At 42.9% G+C, this 18,161-nt stretch carries 14 protein-coding genes; 7 read left to right on the forward strand and 7 right to left on the reverse strand.

The window, feature by feature from the left end; genetic code table 11:
• Positions 1 to 69: 69 nt before the first annotated feature.
• The 3 genes from JIG37_RS20925 to JIG37_RS20935 form a co-directional block, all read right to left on the reverse strand.
• The gene (locus JIG37_RS20925; RefSeq protein WP_054552592.1) at positions 70 to 1,752 is read right to left on the reverse strand and encodes a carbon starvation protein A; all 1,683 of its coding nucleotides are present in this window, start codon (positions 1,750 to 1,752) and stop codon (positions 70 to 72) included.
• A gap of 106 nt (positions 1,753 to 1,858) precedes the next feature.
• Positions 1,859 to 2,911, reverse strand: a complete 1,053-nt coding sequence (dinB, locus tag JIG37_RS20930; RefSeq protein ID WP_054552593.1) for a DNA polymerase IV — start codon at positions 2,909 to 2,911, stop codon at positions 1,859 to 1,861.
• Positions 2,912 to 2,972: 61 nt separating this feature from the next.
• Positions 2,973 to 3,179, reverse strand: coding sequence for a hypothetical protein (locus tag JIG37_RS20935; RefSeq protein ID WP_054552594.1), 207 nt, complete (start codon positions 3,177 to 3,179; stop codon positions 2,973 to 2,975).
• Positions 3,180 to 3,332: 153 nt separating this feature from the next.
• Here JIG37_RS20935 and JIG37_RS20940 point away from each other — a divergent pair, with 153 nt between their 5' ends.
• The 3 genes from JIG37_RS20940 (at position 3,333) to JIG37_RS20950 (ending at position 5,890) form a co-directional block, all read left to right on the forward strand.
• On the forward strand, positions 3,333 to 3,761 hold the full coding sequence (locus JIG37_RS20940; protein WP_054552595.1) for a thioesterase family protein: 429 nt from the start codon (positions 3,333 to 3,335) through the stop codon (positions 3,759 to 3,761).
• A gap of 12 nt (positions 3,762 to 3,773) precedes the next feature.
• Entirely contained in the window at positions 3,774 to 4,826 is a 1,053-nt protein-coding gene (locus JIG37_RS20945) for an aldo/keto reductase (RefSeq protein WP_138616062.1), read from the forward strand.
• A 182-nt stretch (positions 4,827 to 5,008) separates the two neighbouring features.
• Entirely contained in the window at positions 5,009 to 5,890 is an 882-nt protein-coding gene (locus JIG37_RS20950; protein WP_138600380.1) for an ABC transporter substrate-binding protein, read from the forward strand.
• On the opposite strand, the gene JIG37_RS20955 is transcribed toward JIG37_RS20950, so the two are convergent.
• Positions 5,841 to 6,452 (reverse strand): fumarylacetoacetate hydrolase family protein, encoded by a 612-nt coding sequence (locus tag JIG37_RS20955; protein ID WP_054552598.1) that lies wholly within the window; start codon positions 6,450 to 6,452, stop codon positions 5,841 to 5,843. The two genes, JIG37_RS20950 and JIG37_RS20955, sit on opposite strands and share 50 nt — an antisense overlap.
• A gap of 301 nt (positions 6,453 to 6,753) precedes the next feature.
• Here JIG37_RS20955 and JIG37_RS20960 point away from each other — a divergent pair, with 301 nt between their 5' ends.
• From JIG37_RS20960 to JIG37_RS20975, 4 genes are all read left to right on the forward strand, one after another.
• The gene (locus tag JIG37_RS20960) at positions 6,754 to 9,702 is read left to right on the forward strand and encodes a TonB-dependent receptor (RefSeq protein ID WP_244664420.1); all 2,949 of its coding nucleotides are present in this window, start codon (positions 6,754 to 6,756) and stop codon (positions 9,700 to 9,702) included.
• A gap of 90 nt (positions 9,703 to 9,792) precedes the next feature.
• The gene (locus JIG37_RS20965; RefSeq protein ID WP_199530198.1) at positions 9,793 to 11,334 is read left to right on the forward strand and encodes a tryptophan halogenase family protein; all 1,542 of its coding nucleotides are present in this window, start codon (positions 9,793 to 9,795) and stop codon (positions 11,332 to 11,334) included.
• Between the two features lie 20 nt (positions 11,335 to 11,354).
• Positions 11,355 to 12,080: a SapC family protein gene (locus tag JIG37_RS20970; protein WP_199530199.1), complete on the forward strand. Its 726-nt coding sequence runs from the start codon at positions 11,355 to 11,357 to the stop codon at positions 12,078 to 12,080.
• Positions 12,065 to 13,090, forward strand: a complete 1,026-nt coding sequence (locus JIG37_RS20975) for a cupin-like domain-containing protein (RefSeq protein ID WP_199530200.1) — start codon at positions 12,065 to 12,067, stop codon at positions 13,088 to 13,090. The genes JIG37_RS20970 and JIG37_RS20975 overlap by 16 nt, the downstream gene beginning before the upstream one ends.
• Positions 13,091 to 13,184: 94 nt before the next feature.
• Here the strand turns inward: JIG37_RS20975 and JIG37_RS20980 are convergent, their stop codons facing one another.
• The 3 genes from JIG37_RS20980 to JIG37_RS20990 are packed head-to-tail and all read right to left on the reverse strand — an operon-like array spanning position 13,185 to position 17,950.
• Positions 13,185 to 14,222 (reverse strand): glycoside hydrolase family 16 protein, encoded by a 1,038-nt coding sequence (locus JIG37_RS20980; protein WP_199530201.1) that lies wholly within the window; start codon positions 14,220 to 14,222, stop codon positions 13,185 to 13,187.
• A complete protein-coding gene (locus JIG37_RS20985) occupies positions 14,213 to 16,729 on the reverse strand; it encodes a glycoside hydrolase family 3 N-terminal domain-containing protein (RefSeq protein WP_199530202.1) in 2,517 nt (838 codons plus the stop codon). The genes JIG37_RS20980 and JIG37_RS20985 overlap by 10 nt, the downstream gene beginning before the upstream one ends.
• 9 nt (positions 16,730 to 16,738) lie before the next feature.
• Positions 16,739 to 17,950, reverse strand: coding sequence for a sugar MFS transporter (locus tag JIG37_RS20990; protein WP_244664423.1), 1,212 nt, complete (start codon positions 17,948 to 17,950; stop codon positions 16,739 to 16,741).
• Between the last annotated feature and the right edge of the window lie 211 nt (positions 17,951 to 18,161).

Here is an 18,161-nt window from a genome sequence, read left to right on the forward strand (position 1 = left end):
ATTATCATTGATTTAGAGCGCTATTGCCAGCCAAGTAAGATAGCTAACTATAAGGCTGGCAAGCTAAGTTTACTGCTCTGTAATGTGTGCTGAGTCTTTACGATGCTTAACAATCACAGACCAAGCTTCAAGCATAACCAGAACACTTACGACCAGTACTAATAAATCAAGCGTCACCAGTAACCAGTTACCTTGTTGGTAGTACTCGCCCAGTTTAATAACCCCAGCAAAGAACGCCATAACTAATACAAAACTCATTGGTATAAGCGTGTATTTAGCTGGGCGATTCGCTTTAATTAACATTACCGAAATCACCAGTAAGGTTAAGCTTGCTAAGATTTGGTTAGTCGAACCGAATAACGGCCAAATGATCATACCGCCGCTACCGTCAGCGCCACCAGCACCAAAAGCAAGCAGTAAACAACTTAGAACTGCAATGAGTGTAGCTACAATACCATTACGAATGATGCTGATATTATAAATATCACCCCACTCTTGAATGATATAACGCTGCAAGCGCACGCCAGAGTCCATGGTAGTCCCCGCAAACAAGACCACCATTACGGCAAGTAAGGTTGATGCCACCTCTTGCGAGATACCCCAACCACTTTCAATTAAGTTTGCGCCACCATTAATAAAGGCACTGACACTACCGGCGCCTAAGTGACTGTAAATTTCGTGCCATTCTTCAGGTGATACTGCAAGTGCAACACCACTTACTGCAACGAGTGTAATAAGCGCAAGCATACCTTCACCTACCGCACCTAAGTAACCCACAAAGCGACCATCGGTTTCTTTGTTCAGCTGCTTAGAGCTGGTACCTGAAGACACAATACCGTGGAAACCCGATACCGCACCACAAGCTATGGTCACAAATAGCAATGGAATAATACTTGGTGTATCTACCGCCGTTTGTGTATTAAACGCAGGCGCTGTGATATCTGGCATTGACACAAACACCGCACCGTAAAGAAGCACTAAGCCAACCAATAACTGCATACCGTTGATAAAGTCACGAGGCTGTAACAGCATCCATACTGGCAATAACGAAGCAATGGCTGCATAGATAAATAAGATAATGATCCAGTTCGCATTCGCACTTAGACCAAACATTTCATCAGGTAATGAAATTGGCATACCACTACCAAGGTAAATGGTGTAATAAAGAATTCCCACACCAACTAAACAAAGCGGAATTAACGACACTTTACGGCGTAGTAACTGGCCAATAACTAAGGCCACTACAATCGCTGACCAAGCGGGGAATACCGCGTTAGGTTGCGATACAAATGACTTGGCAATCACCACACCAAATACCGCATTCACCATCAATAGTACTAAGAACACCACAATCATAAATAATGCACGGGTGCGCTTACCAATTACGCTTTCAGATAAAGCGCCCATTGATTTGCCTTTGTTACGCGCGCTGGCCCAAAGAGCCCCCATGTCGTGAACACCAGCAAAAAAGATAGTACCAAATACCACCCAAAGTACCGCAGGCACCCAGCCCCAATATACGGCAATAGCAGGGCCAACAATTGGCGCAGCACCTGCAACAGAGGTGAAATGGTGGCCCCATAACACAACTTTGTTAGTTGGCACATAATCCACACCATCCTCAAGTTCATGAGCAGGTGTGACAAAATTATCATCCATTTTAAATATTTTTTCGGCGATGAATTTCGAATAAAAGAACCATCCGAACAACATACCGACTATTCCGAGCAGCACGATTACGACCGATTGCATAGTCATCTCTCTTATTAAGTTATAATGTTGTCTAAGGTGTTGAACTAGGCAGGCCTAGCACCCCAACTAGACACTAACAAACTTTCAAACACCAAGGTGTTAACCTTTAGTCTAATATACTCAGCTGAAAATGCTCGTGAGCCTGACTCTTTATTCCGACACCTATCCCTAACAGGCGTACTGGCTGGTTATTACCTCGCTCATAGGCTTTGCTCATTAACTCAGCAAAAATGCGTTCGTCTAATTGATGGTGGCTTTGATCGGCACTGGTCACGACAAAATTGGCAAACTTGACCTTCACCGATAATTTATTGATGCGGTTGTTTAATTGTTGTTTATCAAGACGGCGGGTTAATTCATCCATCAAGCGGGGTAACTGGCTTAAACACTCGTCTAAATTATTTTTGTTGTATTCATAGGTGTGCTCAACACTGAGTGACTTTCGTACTCGCTCAGTTGACACTTTGCCAACGTACTCGCCTGCACACTTTTGATATAAAGAGACGCCAAAATTACCAATGTGCTGCTGCATCCAATTAACTCCTTTCGCACGCACATCAGCCCCTGTGTAAAGCCCTTTAAGTTGCAGCTTTTCTAAGGTCACCTTGCCAACGCCGGGAATTTTGCCAAGCGGTAAACTCGCCAAAAAGTCATCAACTTGATCGGGTAATACCACAAATTGACCATTAGGCTTATTTTCATCGCTAGCTATTTTGGCAATAAACTTAATTGGCGCAACGCCCGCTGAGGCTGTCAGCCCAGTGGTGTCATAGATTTCTTGGCGGATTTGCTGTGCCATGAGTGTTGCACTGCCTTTGCATGCGGTACTGTCGGTTACATCAAGGTAGGCTTCATCTAACGATAACGGCTCAATAAGGTCAGTGTACTTTGCAAAAATGGCGCGAATTTGCGTGGAGATTTCTTTATAAACCTGCATTCGTCCGGGCACGATAACCAGATCGGGGCACAGTTGTTTGGCATGATAGTTAGACATGGCCGAGCGCACACCATATTTACGGGCAATATAGTTGGCTGTTGAAAGCACCCCGCGACGACTATTACCACCTATAGCCAGAGGCACATTGGCAAGCGCGGGGTTATCACGCATCTCTACAGCTGCATAAAAGCAGTCCATATCGATGTGAATGAATTTTTTCATCAGGAACACAACAACTGTTTATATATACAGTTATTATATTTAAACTTCCTGAGAGTGCAAGCTAAGAGGTTTGGCTTGTTTGTTGGTTTGGTTTTTTGCGACTGATAAGCCGTGCGCCAAATAACCAAAAGGCGGCTTCGAATAACAAGCCCACGACAATTAAAGCGATAAATCCTGACATTGTGCCCATGCTATAACAGAGCAAAGCTAGAGCAAGTAAGATGAAAAGTGCAATCCACTTTATCACCCTCAAGGTTAGTTGCTGCATAATTAAGGTCCTTTAATGTGTGTTCATTTTACTCACACTTTACGTAAGCGTGAACTTATAAATCTAGCACGATTTACTGAGATTTCTAATTTCCTTGAGCTAAAAGCATCATATTGCTAACCTAAGTTTTCTCACAATCAATGAAGATTTACTATGCAATCGTTTATAGAACAACACCCTATCAGAACCAAAATAAATGTCGCATGGGGTGAAATGGATGCCCTTCAACACGTTAATAATGTGGTGTACTTTCGCTACTTCGAAACAGCTCGTATCGATTTTTTCACTCAACTAGGCTTTCTTAAAGATTTACAAGTAACAGGTGTGGGTCCGGTGATCAGCGAGAACAATGCTCGCTATAAACGCCCAGTAACATTTCCTGATACGGTGCATGTTGGTGTTAAGATTAGTGACATTGAACACGATCGCTTTATGATGCATTACACTGTATTTAGTGAAAGCCAAGACGCAGTAACAACCATTGGCTCATCACAAGTGGTTATGTTTAATTTTAAAACGGGTAAAAAAGCTCAGTTAAATGATGAGTTATTAACTGCACTTAAAGCCCATTCTAGCGATTAACAAGGATCTATTATGCTTTATAGCCCACTTGGTCGAAGTGGTATTGATGTATCTCGTGTCTGCTTAGGTAGCATGACATGGGGTATGCAAAACAACCAAGCCGATGCCGATGAACAAATCGCCTATGCATTAGATAAAGGCGTTAACTTTATTGATACCGCCGAAATGTATGCCGTACCACCTTCTCCAGACACCTACGGTAAGACAGAAGAGATCATCGGTAATTGGTTAGCGCGTAATAAAGACAAACGCGATGATCTTGTCATTGCCACTAAAATAGCAGGTAACGGCTTACCTTGGGTACGCGATGCAGGCGATATTACTCGCCAAGCAGTGGTTGAAGCCGTTGATGCATCTCTTAAACGCTTACAAACTGAGGTTATCGATTTATACCAATTACATTGGCCTAACCGTACATCACCGCACTTTGGTAAACAGTGGCCAGGTAAAGTGTGCTTCTCAGAAGCTGACACTGATCAAAATATCGCGGGTATGTTAGATATTCTTGAAGGTCTAAATGACTGTATCAAGGCTGGTAAAATTAAGCACTGTGGTTTATCAGACGACACTCCTTGGGGCATTAGCCAGTACTTGCGTTTAAGTGAGCAGCATAACCTTCCGCGTATGGTTTCTATTCAAAACGAATTTAGTCTCCTGCACGCCAAAGATTGGCCGTATTTGATTGAACAATGTATTCATGAAGATATTGCTTACCTACCTTGGTCACCGCTAGGTGGCGGCATGTTAAGCGGTAAGTACTTAAATGGTGCTCGCCCTGAAGGTAGTCGTTGGACGCTAGTGCAACGTAATGGTTTATTTAGAGACACAGTACAATCTCGCGCTGCGATTGCTGAATATGTTGAAATTGCTAACGCCTTTAATTTAACCCCTTCACAACTTGCATTGGCTTGGTGTAATCAAGTGGATGGCGTAAGCTCAACGATTATAGGTGCAACATCAATGGCGCAGTTAAAAGAAAATATCGATGCTTTTTCTGTGCAATTAAGCGATGAAGCTAACGATAAAATCGCTGACGTATTTAACCGTTATCCAATGCCTTTTTGAGCATCTCCCTGCAATATTAATAAGTCTATTAAATGATAGGCTTATTAATACTTATTCATCATTTTTACCTTTCTCCTACAACTTCACCAATACTTTAGTGTATGGTAATTCACAGCATTTAACTTTTTTGGTTGTTAATGAGTAAATACGTAAAACATATATTATGCATGATAATGGTGATAGTGCTTGTTCCTATAACCTATGCTTCAGAGCGGCTTTCTATAACTTGGCTCGAAACAGATAACAAACCTTTCTTTGTTGATAAATCTGAGCAATATCCTTTAGGTGGCTTGTGCAACAACATAACCGACTTACTGATTGAAGCAATGCCAAATTTTAAGCATCAAAAGTCACTATTGCCACCTAAGCGATTAAGCAAATATCTCGATGATGGCCACTTAGCGTGTTACGCGTGCATGATCCATCGAGATAAAAAAACTAACCGTGCCACTTACTCTATTCCAACTGCAGTTTATCCATCCTTTAGCGTGTTAAGTACTGAAGAAAGAGCGCTAAAGATTAAGCAAAAACACGGTAATCCAGTGTCATTAATTTCATTATTGACTGATGCCAATTTTATTTATGGCCAAAATGATGCGCGAAAATTTGGCAGTAAACTGGACGCAATAGCTAAAAATACTAAGCTTTATGAGAGTGCTGCATTAAGTGGCACCGGCAGCCATGCAAACCAAGCGCTACTATCGCAGTTAGAGCATGGCTACATTGATTACACAATTGATTACCCATTTGTTGCTGATTATTACAATCAACAAAACCAACAGAATATTCAAAAGCTCAGCATTGCTAATCCAACTCAAAATGTGGTTTTTGGTGCCATTGGTTGCTCAACAAATGCGCCTAATAATTATGCCGAAAAAGTACTTGCAGAAATCAATGAGGCGCTGAAAAACAAAGTACTGCCGAGTGAAAAATACCAGCAAAGCCAACGAATTTGGCTCGAACAAAGCTTTCCTGAGTTTTCAACTTATTATCAGCGCTCTATTTTAGACCCGCTTAAAGAGCCTGCCACTGATGAGATAACAGCTCCTGTTGATCATCCATAAGTGTTACAGCAAAGCTCGAATTTGCGACAACCTTCCCTACCCCTTCAGGCGTGCCAGTCATAATGATGTCGCCATCTTCTAGGTCCATAAAATCACTAATTTCAGCTAAGATTTGCTCTGCGTTATGCAGCATTAACCTTGTATCGCCTAGTTGAGTGTCTATTCCATCAATCTTTAGACTAAATTGATAATGACAACTGGCATTAACCGCAACAAATTCAGTAAAAAGCGCTGAACCATTAAATGCTTTTGCGCGCTCCCAAGGCAGGCCTTTTTCTTTAAGTGTGCTTTGTAAGCCTCGTTTGGTTAAATCAAGCCCAAGCGCAACCGCTGCCAGCTGTTTATCTTTAACTAAAAAGCAAAGCTCAGTTTCGTAATGTAGAGCCTCACCTAAGTGTTCGCTATTAAGAGAATCAGTGATGGCGCTATTTGGTTTTGCAAACAGCACCATATTTGTTGGTGTTTCATTGTTAAGCTCTGCAATATGCGCAGCATAATTACGACCTACGCAAATAATTTTGCTTGGGGTGAATACTTCTTTATTCCATTTCACTGATTGCACGCAAATACCTCTCATTTTAACAAATGTAAAAGACTCAATTTTTTATTTTTAGCATTAACTCGCCAATTTCGTACCTAAAACAAGTAAATTCATTGGTAGAATAATTCTCATAATAACATAAACATAGATATTACCTTTCACTATAAGCGTTATTTATGTTGACGATTGTTCTACTTTCTAATAACTTAATGTAAGCGGTTACATTTTAAAAATCGGGTTCGGCGATTTTTTTTTGGAAAGAAATGTAAGCGCTTACAAAAATAGACAACAACATAAAATAAAACCAAATCTGGAGATTTGCATGAACCACACACTTTTCAAGAAAAAGCAGCTTGCTATTAGCCTGTCTATGGCAATGGGTTTAAGCGCGCTAGTTCCTCACTCAGCTGTCGCCGAAGAACAGCCCGACAAAGCAAGTGATATTGAAGTAATACAAGTATCAGGTATTCGCGGAAGCCTAGTAAAATCAATGGATATCAAGCGTCAATCTGCGGGGGTTGTTGATGCAATTACCTCTGAAGACATTGGTAAATTCCCTGATACCAACCTAGCTGAATCTTTGCAACGAATTACCGGTGTGTCTATTGACCGTAGTAATGGTGAAGGTAGCAAAATTACGGTTCGTGGTTTTGGCCCTGAATTTAACTTAGTAACCCTTAACAATCGCCAAATGCCAACAACTGGTGGTCGTTCATTTGATTTTGGTGACATCGCAACAGAAAGTGTGAGCGGTGTTGAAGTATATAAAACAGCGCGTTCTGATATCCCTAGCGGGGGTATTGGTGCAACAGTTAATATCACTACAGCTAAACCACTTTCTAATCCTGGTTTGCACGCTTCGATTGGTGCAAAAGCAGTTCACGACACATCAAACGAAACAGGTGATGATGTAACCCCTGAGCTTTCAGGTATCTACAGCAACACATTCAACGATGACAAATTCGGGATTTTAATTTCAGGCTCAGTTCAAGAACGTGATAACCGCGAACAATCAATGGCAGTTGATAACTGGATCCCAAATGTTGACATTTCATCGTCTCCTGATTTAGCACTGACAGATAACAACCAGCGCGCAGATGGCGCAACCTGGTATCCGCAAAATGCAGGTTACGCGTTTTCAGACAATTCACGCAAACGTACCAATGGTCAACTTGTGCTGCAATACGCACCGAATGACCGCATTACTGCAACCGTTGATTACACTTACTCAAAACTCGAGTTTGAAAAAGATGGCCGTAGCTTTGGTGTATGGTTCAATAATGGTGGTAACGTCAGCGCAGCAACTATCAATGAAAAAGGTACTTACACGCAGGTAACTGAAATTGGTGGTGACTACTCTACAAACTTAAACCGTGGTGCAACAACCAACGAAAATAAATCGCTTGGTTTAAACATTGATTGGCAAGTAACAGACAATTTAAACATTGAGTTTGATGCGCATAACTCATCGGCTGAAAGTGCCGGTGTAGGTATTGGCCACGATGCGTTTATGATCATTGGTAACACATCATGTTCATGGTGTGAAAACCCAACGGTTAATATCGACGAAAAAATGGCTGACTTTAGCCAAGGCGAAATTCCGCTTATTGATATGACCTTAACCAATGGCCAAGCAGAAATTTTACCGAGCGATATGGGAACCCTTTTCGCCGGTGTAAACAAAGATACCAACACTAACGATCTTGACCAATACCAGTTAAAAGGTACGTGGTATAACGAAGACAGCGGTTCTCTATCGAGCATTAACTTTGGTGTATCACACACTAAAATCGATTTCCGTACGACAACAGCCTACTCAGGTCAGCTTGCTGCTGGTTGGTGGTTGAACTCTGCGGATTGGTACGATGACAGCATGTTCACTCGTGTCGACAGCTCAGGTTTACTTGATGGCTTCTCTGGTGGTGGTAGCGATAAGTTATTAAATTACTACTACGATGCTGATTTTGATGAGATTGTCGCGATTGCCGAAAGCATTGACTGTGATCACCCGGATGGCGGTATTGGCGCATGTAGCTGGCCTGCTGATGTAAACGGCATGGTGCAAGCGGGTCCAATCGATGACGACCACCGTGTAAGCGAAGAAACAACGGCGGTATACGCACAAGCTAACTTCGAAACAGAATTTAACGGTATGCCAGTGAACATCACTGCGGGTTTACGTTACGAATCAACAGATGTTACAGCAAACAGCTTAGAGCGCCCTGCTGTTGCAATGGAATGGGTTAACGGTAACGAATGGTCTTACATTTACGCTGATGAACGCTCATTCTCAAACGGTGAAGGTAGTAGCAAAGAGTTTCTACCTAGCATCGATATGAATATCGAAGTAGTTGAAGACGTTATTGCACGTTTCTCTTACAGCCGCAGCCTTGCTCGTCCTCCTGTAGGCGCGCTTCGCTCAACAACGTCATTCTTAGGTAACCCGAAAGTGGGTCAACGTAAAGTGGCTGTGGGTAACCCGAACTTAAAACCTTATACTTCAGATAATATCGACCTATCACTTGAATACTACTACGGTGAAGGCAGCTATATGTCTGCGGGTTACTATCGTAAGCAAGTTGATAACTTCCTTGTAAATATCACAACCGAAGAGACGATTGACGGTATTACAGACCCATTCATCGGTGATCGTGCTGAACAAGCGCGTGACGATTTAGCGGCAGCGGGTGAGCAACCATCTGACCAAGCAATTCACGATAAGATCAACGAAAACCAAGGCACAGAAGAAGGCACACCTATCGTTGGTAACGATACAGATCCTCTAGCAAACTTCTTCGTATCGCGTGATAACAACGTTGAAACAGCAAATCTATGGGGCTGGGAGCTAGCAGCGCAACATATGTTTGGTGATTCTGGCTTTGGTATTGCCGCTAACGCGACTTTCGTATTTGGTGATGTTGAAGCAGACCGAGATGCTATCGGCTATCAATTTGCCCTACCGGGTTTAAGTGATTCAGCTAACTTCTCTGCGATTTATGATTTAAATGGTTTATCGGCTCGTATTTCTTATAACTGGCGTGATGAGTTCTTAACAGGCTTTGACCAACATGCTTCACCTATCTTTACTGAGTCTTATGGCCAGTGGGATATCAACGTGAACTATTCAGTTAACGAGAACCTAACAGTGTTTGTTGAAGGCCTTAACCTGACAGATGAAACGCAACGTACTTACGTTCGTTACTCTGAGCAGCTGTTACGTGCAAACCAATACGGTGCGCGCTACAACATCGGCTTCCGCTACTCGTTCTAGCATTTTGTTGTCAAAAAAGCCGCTCAACAGCGGCTTTTTTTTTCATAATTATGCTAGTTTGTCTACATAGCATTTGAGATGGCCTTAAACATGCAAAAGAATGAAGTAAAAAAAGTCGTCATTTTAGGTGGTGGTACAGCAGGTTGGTTATCTGCAGGTTTAATTGCTGCCCAGCCTCATTTAACTCACAACGCACAAATTACCCTGATTGAGTCGCCCGATATTGCCACCATTGGTGTCGGTGAAGGTACTTGGCCGACCATGCGACAAACCTTAAAAACCATCGGCATCAGCGAAAGTGAATTTATTCAACGTTGTGATGCGTCTTTTAAACAAGGCTCACGTTTTGATGGCTGGTGCGACGATGAAGGCGATGCTCATTATTATCACCCATTCAGCTTACCTGTAGCGTATCAGCAATTAAATATTGCACCTTACTGGTTTGCCAACAAAGATGCCGTGAGTTTCAGCCACGCGGTGGCAAGCCAAACCTACTTATGCGATCACCATAAAGCACCGAAAAACCACTTACATAGTGCCTATCAAGGTGAAGCAAACTATGGCTATCATTTAGATGCTGGTAAGTTTGCCATGCTGCTAAAAAAACACTGCACGACCAAGCTAAACGTTGAGCATATCGTCAGTCATGTTGAATGCATCAATAGTGATGAAGATGGCTATATTAGTTCATTGCAAACCCGCGATCATGGCACTATTGCGGGTGATTTATTTATTGATTGCTCTGGCACCCACGCAAAGCTGTTACATCAACATTACGGGATAGAGCTAATTGAGCAACACGATGTGTTATTTAACGATCGAGCCGTTGCCGTACAGGTGCCCTATTTAAACCCGCAGCAAGAGATCCTTTCTTATACCAAAGCCACGGCGCAAGATGCCGGTTGGATTTGGGATATCGGCTTACAAAGCCGCCGTGGTCTAGGTATGGTGTACTCAAGCCGTTTTGCCAATAGCGAAGATGCGAAACAAGCGCTTAGCCAGTACATTGCAAAAACCCAGCCTGGCACAGCACAAAATGAACTGATATTTCGTGAAATTAGTTTTACGCCCGGCTATAGACGCCGTTTTTGGTATAAAAACTGTTTAGCTATTGGTATGTCTGCAGGCTTTATTGAGCCACTTGAAGCCTCAGCGTTAGTCATGGTGGAGCTTGGCCTTAATAACTTACTTGCTAATTTCCCAACACATCGTGCTGCAATGCCGACACTGGCAAAACGTTTTGATGAGCAGTGCCATTATCGCTGGCAACGTATCATTGAGTTTTTAAAGCTGCATTATGTGTTGTCAAAGCGCACAAGCCCTTATTGGCAAGCTCATAAAGAGGCAAACTCAATTCCTCTGCAACTTCAAGAAAACTTAGCACTTTGGCAATATCAAAGTCCGTGGTTAAACGACTTTGACCGCGCTCAAGAGGTCTTCTCTGCAGCCAGTTACCAGTATGTACTTTATGGAATGAAGCAATTGCCACAATTTCCTGTACTTGCAATGCCTGCGGCTATTATTGAGCATTTTAGTGCTAACCAACAACAAGCCAAACGCGGATTGCAACAACTACCCACTAACCGCGAGCTGTTAAATCATATTCAGCAATTTGGTATACAACCTATTTAATCTCAGTATTAGGAGGCCCAATGGCCAATCATGTCTTACTTGATAACATCAGCCATAAAGACCTAAAAGTGATCACCACACGCGGTGCTAACTGGGGCGACAATATTAGCTGCACTACCGTGTTTCCTAGTGAGTTTGCTAAAGTTCAAGCAAATCAACCTATCGTATTTCGTAAGCACCCGCAAACAGGTCAATTTGAAGCCCTCGCTTTATTTGGTTTTGAAAATGGTGAGAACTTGCTGCTAAACGAGCAAGGCGAATTGCAACTGAGTTACTTACCGCTAAGTATGCAGCGCCAGCCATTTTTAATTGGTCAACAAACTCAGTATAACAATGGTATTCCTGAGCAATCTCTGGTGGTACATATTGATTTAGACAGCCCACGCATAAGCACACATGATGGCGAAGCCATTTTCCTTGAACATGGTGGAAATAGCAAATACTTAAATCATATTGCTCAAGTACTTAACGCGTTACATCAAGAACACCAAACAATTAATCAGTTTTTTGAGCGTTTACTTAGCGTTAATCTACTCGAAGCTTTCAGTATTGAATATGCAGATAAAAATGGCGAAAAAGTCACAGTGAGCGGCTTTTATACTATTAACCAACAGGTACTCAATGGCTTAACCGCTGAACAACTTAAGCAGTTACAACAGCAAGGTGACCTACAAGCTGTTTATATGGTGCTGGCATCAATGGAGCACATTCCTCATTTGCTTAATAAAAAATGGGCTCAGCAGTAATGTTTGCGGCTGCGCCAATAAAAGAATGCCAGGCTTCAAGCATTGCTGATCTAAAAGCGTTTTTAGCTGAGCTAACTGAGCCACTGGTCATCAGAGGTCTCTGCGCTAATTGGCCCCAAGTTATTGCCGCTAAACAAGGTTCTAAAAACGCCTTAGACTACCTTTTAGGGCTTGCCAATAACGCCCCAGTACGCAGTTTTAGCAGCCAAGCGATTCATCAGGGTCGCTATTTTTATAACGCTGATTTCTCAGGGCTTAATTTCTCACAGCACGCCGATAACTTAGTTTCTGTACTGCAAAAATTAGCACGTTCACTCACACAAACCGACAGTGATTCACTGTATATGGGCTCTACTGCTGTGGAGTATTGCGCTCCGGGCTTTAGTGTTGAAAACCCATTAACAGTAACCGATTATAACTGCCTAACCAGCCTCTGGGTGGGAAATCATAGTCAGATTGCGGCTCACTATGACAATGCCGATAACCTAGCTTGTGTTGCTGCGGGTAAGCGTACGTTTACTCTGTTGCCAACGGAACAGGTCAATAACCTTTACGTGGGTCCACTCGAATTTACACCCGCAGGGCAAGCGATTAGCTTGGTTGATTTTAATAACCCTGATTTCAGCCGCTTTCCACGTTTTAAAGAGGCTGTAGCAAAGGCGCAATCGGCAACTCTTGGCCCTGGCGATGCTATTTATATTCCAGCACTTTGGTGGCATCAGGTTAGCGCAACCAGTCCGTTTAATGTGTTGGTGAACTATTGGTGGCGACAAGCCCCAGAGTATTTAGCAAACCCATTTGATGCCATGCTGCACAGTATGCTGGCAATTAAAGACTTGCCAAACGAGCATAAACAAAAATGGCAGCAACTCTTTAATCATTATGTGTTTGCTAATGATGTGGATTTAGCAAGCCACGTTGCTGAGCCTGCGCAAGGGATATTAGCCGATATCGACGAACTAACGGCCAGAAGAGTAAGGCAGCTATTACTGCAAAAACTCAACCGATAGAATGAACCAAAAGCCAGCGGATGCAACGAGTTCGGCGAAGCATCTGCAGGCTCTTGGTTCATAATTCACTGACACCAATCCGCTTAATTAAGTACTATTGCGGATTGTTCTTACCCTTTATTAGTGTTGCTGATGGCTGTGTTGTTGCACAGCCGATACCTGTTTCACTATTTTTACTACATTGAAAAACACGTACGTAATCCACCAGCATTTGCTTAGGATAACCTGCAAAATCAACACCTTTATCATTCACATTTGCTGGCCAGTTTCCGCCTACTGCAAAGTTAAGCAGTAAATGAAAACGCTGATCAAACGGAGCAAAGCCGGTATTTTCTATAAACGAGCCGTCTTGTTGTTGTGATGTTGAATACCACTGGTCGTGGCGAAATGTCGCATAGTGAACATCATCAACATACCAACGAATTTCATCTTGCTGCCATTCAAGGGCATAAACATGAAAGTTATCAGCCGGGTTATTAGCTTCGCTAAAACGGTACGGCGAACCGCTGTAAACATTTTTGGGTGCAGGACCACCGTAATGCAAGGTGCCGTGTACGCGCGTTTCAAGGCTGCCAGCTGGCGCTGTTTTGTCATCAGTGAGAGTCTTTAGATTAACTGCTTCCATGATGTCTATTTCGCCTGATGATGCCCAGCGACCATAACGCCAATCAGTTGGTAACATCCAAATTGCTGGCCACGCGCCTTGCCCTGCTGGCAATTTAGCGCGAATTTCAAACCGCCCGTATCGCCAATCAGCTAAGTTTTTAGTGCGTAAACGAGCAGAAGTGAACGGCTGAGTCGCTTGTTTTTCTCGCTCAGCATCGCTACTCACTTCATCGCTATTATGCAACGGCCCAGTGTATTGCTCTTGGCGAGCAACAATATGCAATAGGCCATCTTTAACAAAACTGTTTTCGCTACGCGCGGTATAGCATTGCAGCTCATCATTACCGCCACCTCGACAGTTTACTTCATGTTGCCACTTAGTTAGGTCGAGATCATTTTGCGAAAATTCGTCTTGCCAAACTAACTGCCAGCCTTCTCCTAGGCTGGCTTTGACAGGCGCTGGGGTTTGCTGACAGGCACTAAGCGCACCTGTTAGCAAAATAACAGCATACGATTTTACTGACATGAGACTGTTGCGTCCTCGGTGTGCGCGCTCGTTACTGATAGTTTAGCAATTGATACTTGCCATGCACCTTCAGTGGCTAATTGCCAAGGCGAGAATACTTGCCCAAGCTGCACACCTTGCTCTGCAAAGCAGCTCAAATCTACCGTTAGTGTTTGCCAATCATTTACTGCTTTAAGCTGTTTGCTAATATCAAATTGGCCGTCACAGTTTTCACCACATTGCATACCTAGCATTAGCGGCGCATCAGCAGCTTGGTCTACCTTAATCTGCATTTGCAGTTGACCCGCTTTTTCAACGTATGAACGTAAATCTGATGGGAACGCAGCCATTAAACGAACCGCAGCCGCTTCTTTACCATTAAAGCTGATTGCGCGCGCATCTTCTTGTACGTCTTTATCAAAGGTTTTTACGCTAACAGCGTTAAGGGCTGCACGGCTACTGGTCATGGCTTGTTGCTCAGAACCACTTTGTAGTTGCAGTGACCACGGTGCTTTTACGGCACGTTCAAATAATACTAAGTCTTCTAATTTAGCGGCAACTTGTGATTTTTCGCTAAGGTCATCTGCTAATGTATTTTTATCTTGGTAAGTTAAACCAAAGCCATAAGGTAATAGTGGCGCGTAATCTTTATCACCACGGTTTTGGTTACCTACCGGGTTATTTGGCCACGAGAACGATAACTTACCTTTAAAGTCATGATTGATAGAACCATCTTGCTTTTTAAAGATAACATCGCTGATTGCATCACCTTCACTGCCTGGTAACCAAGTTGCGACAAACGCATCACTGGCATTCAGCTCTGCATTCACCCACATTGGGCGGCCACTAATAAATAGCGACACCACAGGAATACCGGCATTTTTTAGCTTTTTAAGCAGGGCTAAATCAGTTTTATTACCACGTTGGTATTCAAGGTTATCTAAATCACCATTACCTTCTGCATACGGCTGTTCACCAAACACCACAATCGCGACATCTGGCTTAGATTCAAATTCGCCATTCACATTGTATTGAACCTGACCTCCTGCTTGCTCAACTGTATTTTTGATCCCATCAAAAATTGAAGAGCCACCCGGGAAGTCACTATTTTCGTTACCTGTACCCTGCCATGTGATTGTCCAGCCACCTGACTGCATACCAATGTTATCTGCGCCCTGGCCGGCAACTAATACATTTGCATTTGCTGATAGCGGTAACAACTGTTGTTTATTTTTCAGTAGTACTAGTGATTCACGGACTGCTTGTTTTGCAACTGCGCGATGTTCTGCACTACCAATGATCTCTGTTTTACCTGAAAGCGGACGCTTGGCAGGGCTTGGCTTATCAAACAAACCAGCGCGCATTTTTACACGTAAGATACGTGTTACTGCATCATCGATACGGCTTTGTGCAATTTCGCCACTTTTAACTTGCTTAATAAGGTTTTCGTAAAGTGGTTTCCATGCATCTGTCGGTACCATGTACACATCAAGACCCGCATTTGCAGCCTGCGCACAGTTGCCATTAGTACAACCCGGAATTTGACCGTGGCCGTTCCAGTCACCAACAACAAAACCATCAAAACCCATTTTATCTTTTAGCACGTCGGTAAGTAGGTATTTACTGCCATGAATTTTTTCACCATTCCAGCTGTTGAATGACGCCATTACGGTTTGCGCCCCCGCACCTAAGCCGCCTACATAACCTTGCGCATGAATATCAAATAACTCTTGCTCAGATGCCGTGTTATTACCTTGGTCATCACCACCTTCTGTGCCGCCATCACCTAAAAAGTGTTTAACCGTACTGATCACACGTTTATCAGATAAAAAGTCGTCATCAACCGCACCTTGCAACCCCTTAACAATGGCTGCTGAATACGCTTTTACAATTTCAGGGTCTTCAGAATAGCCTTCATAAGTTCGGCCCCAACGGTCGTCACGAACAACAGCCACAGTTGGTGCAAATACCCAGTCGATACCAGTTACCATCACTTCTTGCGCGGTAGCGGCGGCAATTTTTTCGATTAACTCAGGGTTGTTTGTTGCACCTAAACCTATGTTGTGTGGAAATAATGTCGCACCAATTACGTTATTGTGACCATGCACGGCATCGGTACCCCACATAGTCGGAATTGAGCTGCCATCGAGCGAGTCATCAATTGAGGCTTGATACATTTTTTCAGCAAGATCAATCCAATCTGCAGCGCTGGCATGTTTATCATTATTAGGGAATGCGCCACCGCCATTGAGGTAAGAACCAAAGCCATATTTACGCATATCTTCAACGGTTATATCGCGAATTTCTGGCTGGATCATTTGCGCAATTTTTTGCTCAAGGGTCATATTTGCCAACATTTTCGCAATTTGTGCTTCCATTTCTGGATTTGCTGCAATGCCCGTTTCGATATTTGGCCAAATTTCTTGCTCAGTGCTCACGTTGGTCACCTTATCTTGTCCAGTACAACCTAGCATGCTGACGCTTGCCATCATTAACGAACAGAGAGTGAATGTTTTTTTCAATTTCATTTTTTGCACCTATGAAGTCTGAGTTGATACTTTTGAGCCAACCAGCGCAAAGTAAGTAATATATAAATAACAGGCGATTGGTAAGAATAACGCCATTTGCACGCCAATAGAATCTGCTAATACGCCTTGTAGTAATGGAATAATCGCCCCCCCTACAATCGCTAAACATAAAATGCCTGATCCTTTTGAGGTGTATTTGCCAAGGCCGTGTAAAGCAAGGCTAAAAATGGTTGGGAACATAATCGAGTTACATAATCCCACAAGCAAAATTGCCCACATAGCAAGGCTGCCCTCACCCGTCATAGCAATCACAACCAGCAGTACTGCCAATAAGGCATGGCACGCCAGTACCTTACCTGCATTAAATTTTTGCATTACAGCAGCGCCAATAAAGCGGCCAACCATGGCTCCTGCAAAGTAGTAGCTAATATAATGCGCAGCTTCATTTTCTGGTAAACCAGCAATGTTATCTAGGGTCAAAAAGCCCACCAAAAAGCTACCAATCGCCACTTCTGCGCCCACATACACAAAAATACCTACAGCACCTAAAATGAGGTGGCGGTAACACCAAACACTGCCTAAATCAACAAAATCTTCTAAATCTTGATGTGCCGCTTCGCTATCACTTTCTTTACCTAGTTTTGGCAGTTTTAAAAATGCAAAGATAACCGCAAGTACCAACAAGCTTAACGACAACATTAAATAAGGGAGTTTCACTTCTTCTGCGGTGGCTTGACTAACCTCAGATAGAATTAACCAACCACCAAAAATTGGTGCAACCGTGGTTCCTAACGAGTTAAATGCTTGTGTCATAGTCAAACGCGAAGATGCTGTTTTTTGCGGACCAAGTACACTTACATAAGGATTGGCAGATACTTGTAAAATCGTGATGCCCGAGGCAAGGACAAACAAGGCTAGTAAAAATAATTCGTACACATGGGCAACCGCAGCTGGGTAAAACAGCGCACACCCCACGGCTGCGACCACTAAGCCAACCACGATACCAAACTGGTAGCCAATACGACTGACCAACTTTCCAGCAGGGATCGACATCACAAAATACGCACCAAAGAAGCAAAATTGAATGAGCATAGCCTGCGTATAGTTAAGTGAAAACATACCTTTTAAATAAGGGATTAAAATGTCATTCAGACAGGTTATGAATCCCCACATAAAAAATAATGTGGTCAATGATGCCAGCGCAAAGTGCTGCTTAGGCATATCTGCTTGGCTTGCAGCAGCCGACACAGGGGTTGAAACATGAGCCATAATTTTCTTCTCTAGTTAATTATATTTATCAGTTTGTTACAGCAAGGTTTAATACTTAATCACTAACAGCAAATAGCGAAATATGTTGCAACATTAAATGTAAGCGCTTACATTTATAACATATAAATCATATTTAGCAATTTATTTGCAGAAAAATTGTAAG

This window comes from Pseudoalteromonas sp. bablab_jr010 (assembly GCF_016464105.1).
GTDB lineage: Bacteria > Pseudomonadota > Gammaproteobacteria > Enterobacterales > Alteromonadaceae > Pseudoalteromonas > Pseudoalteromonas simplex.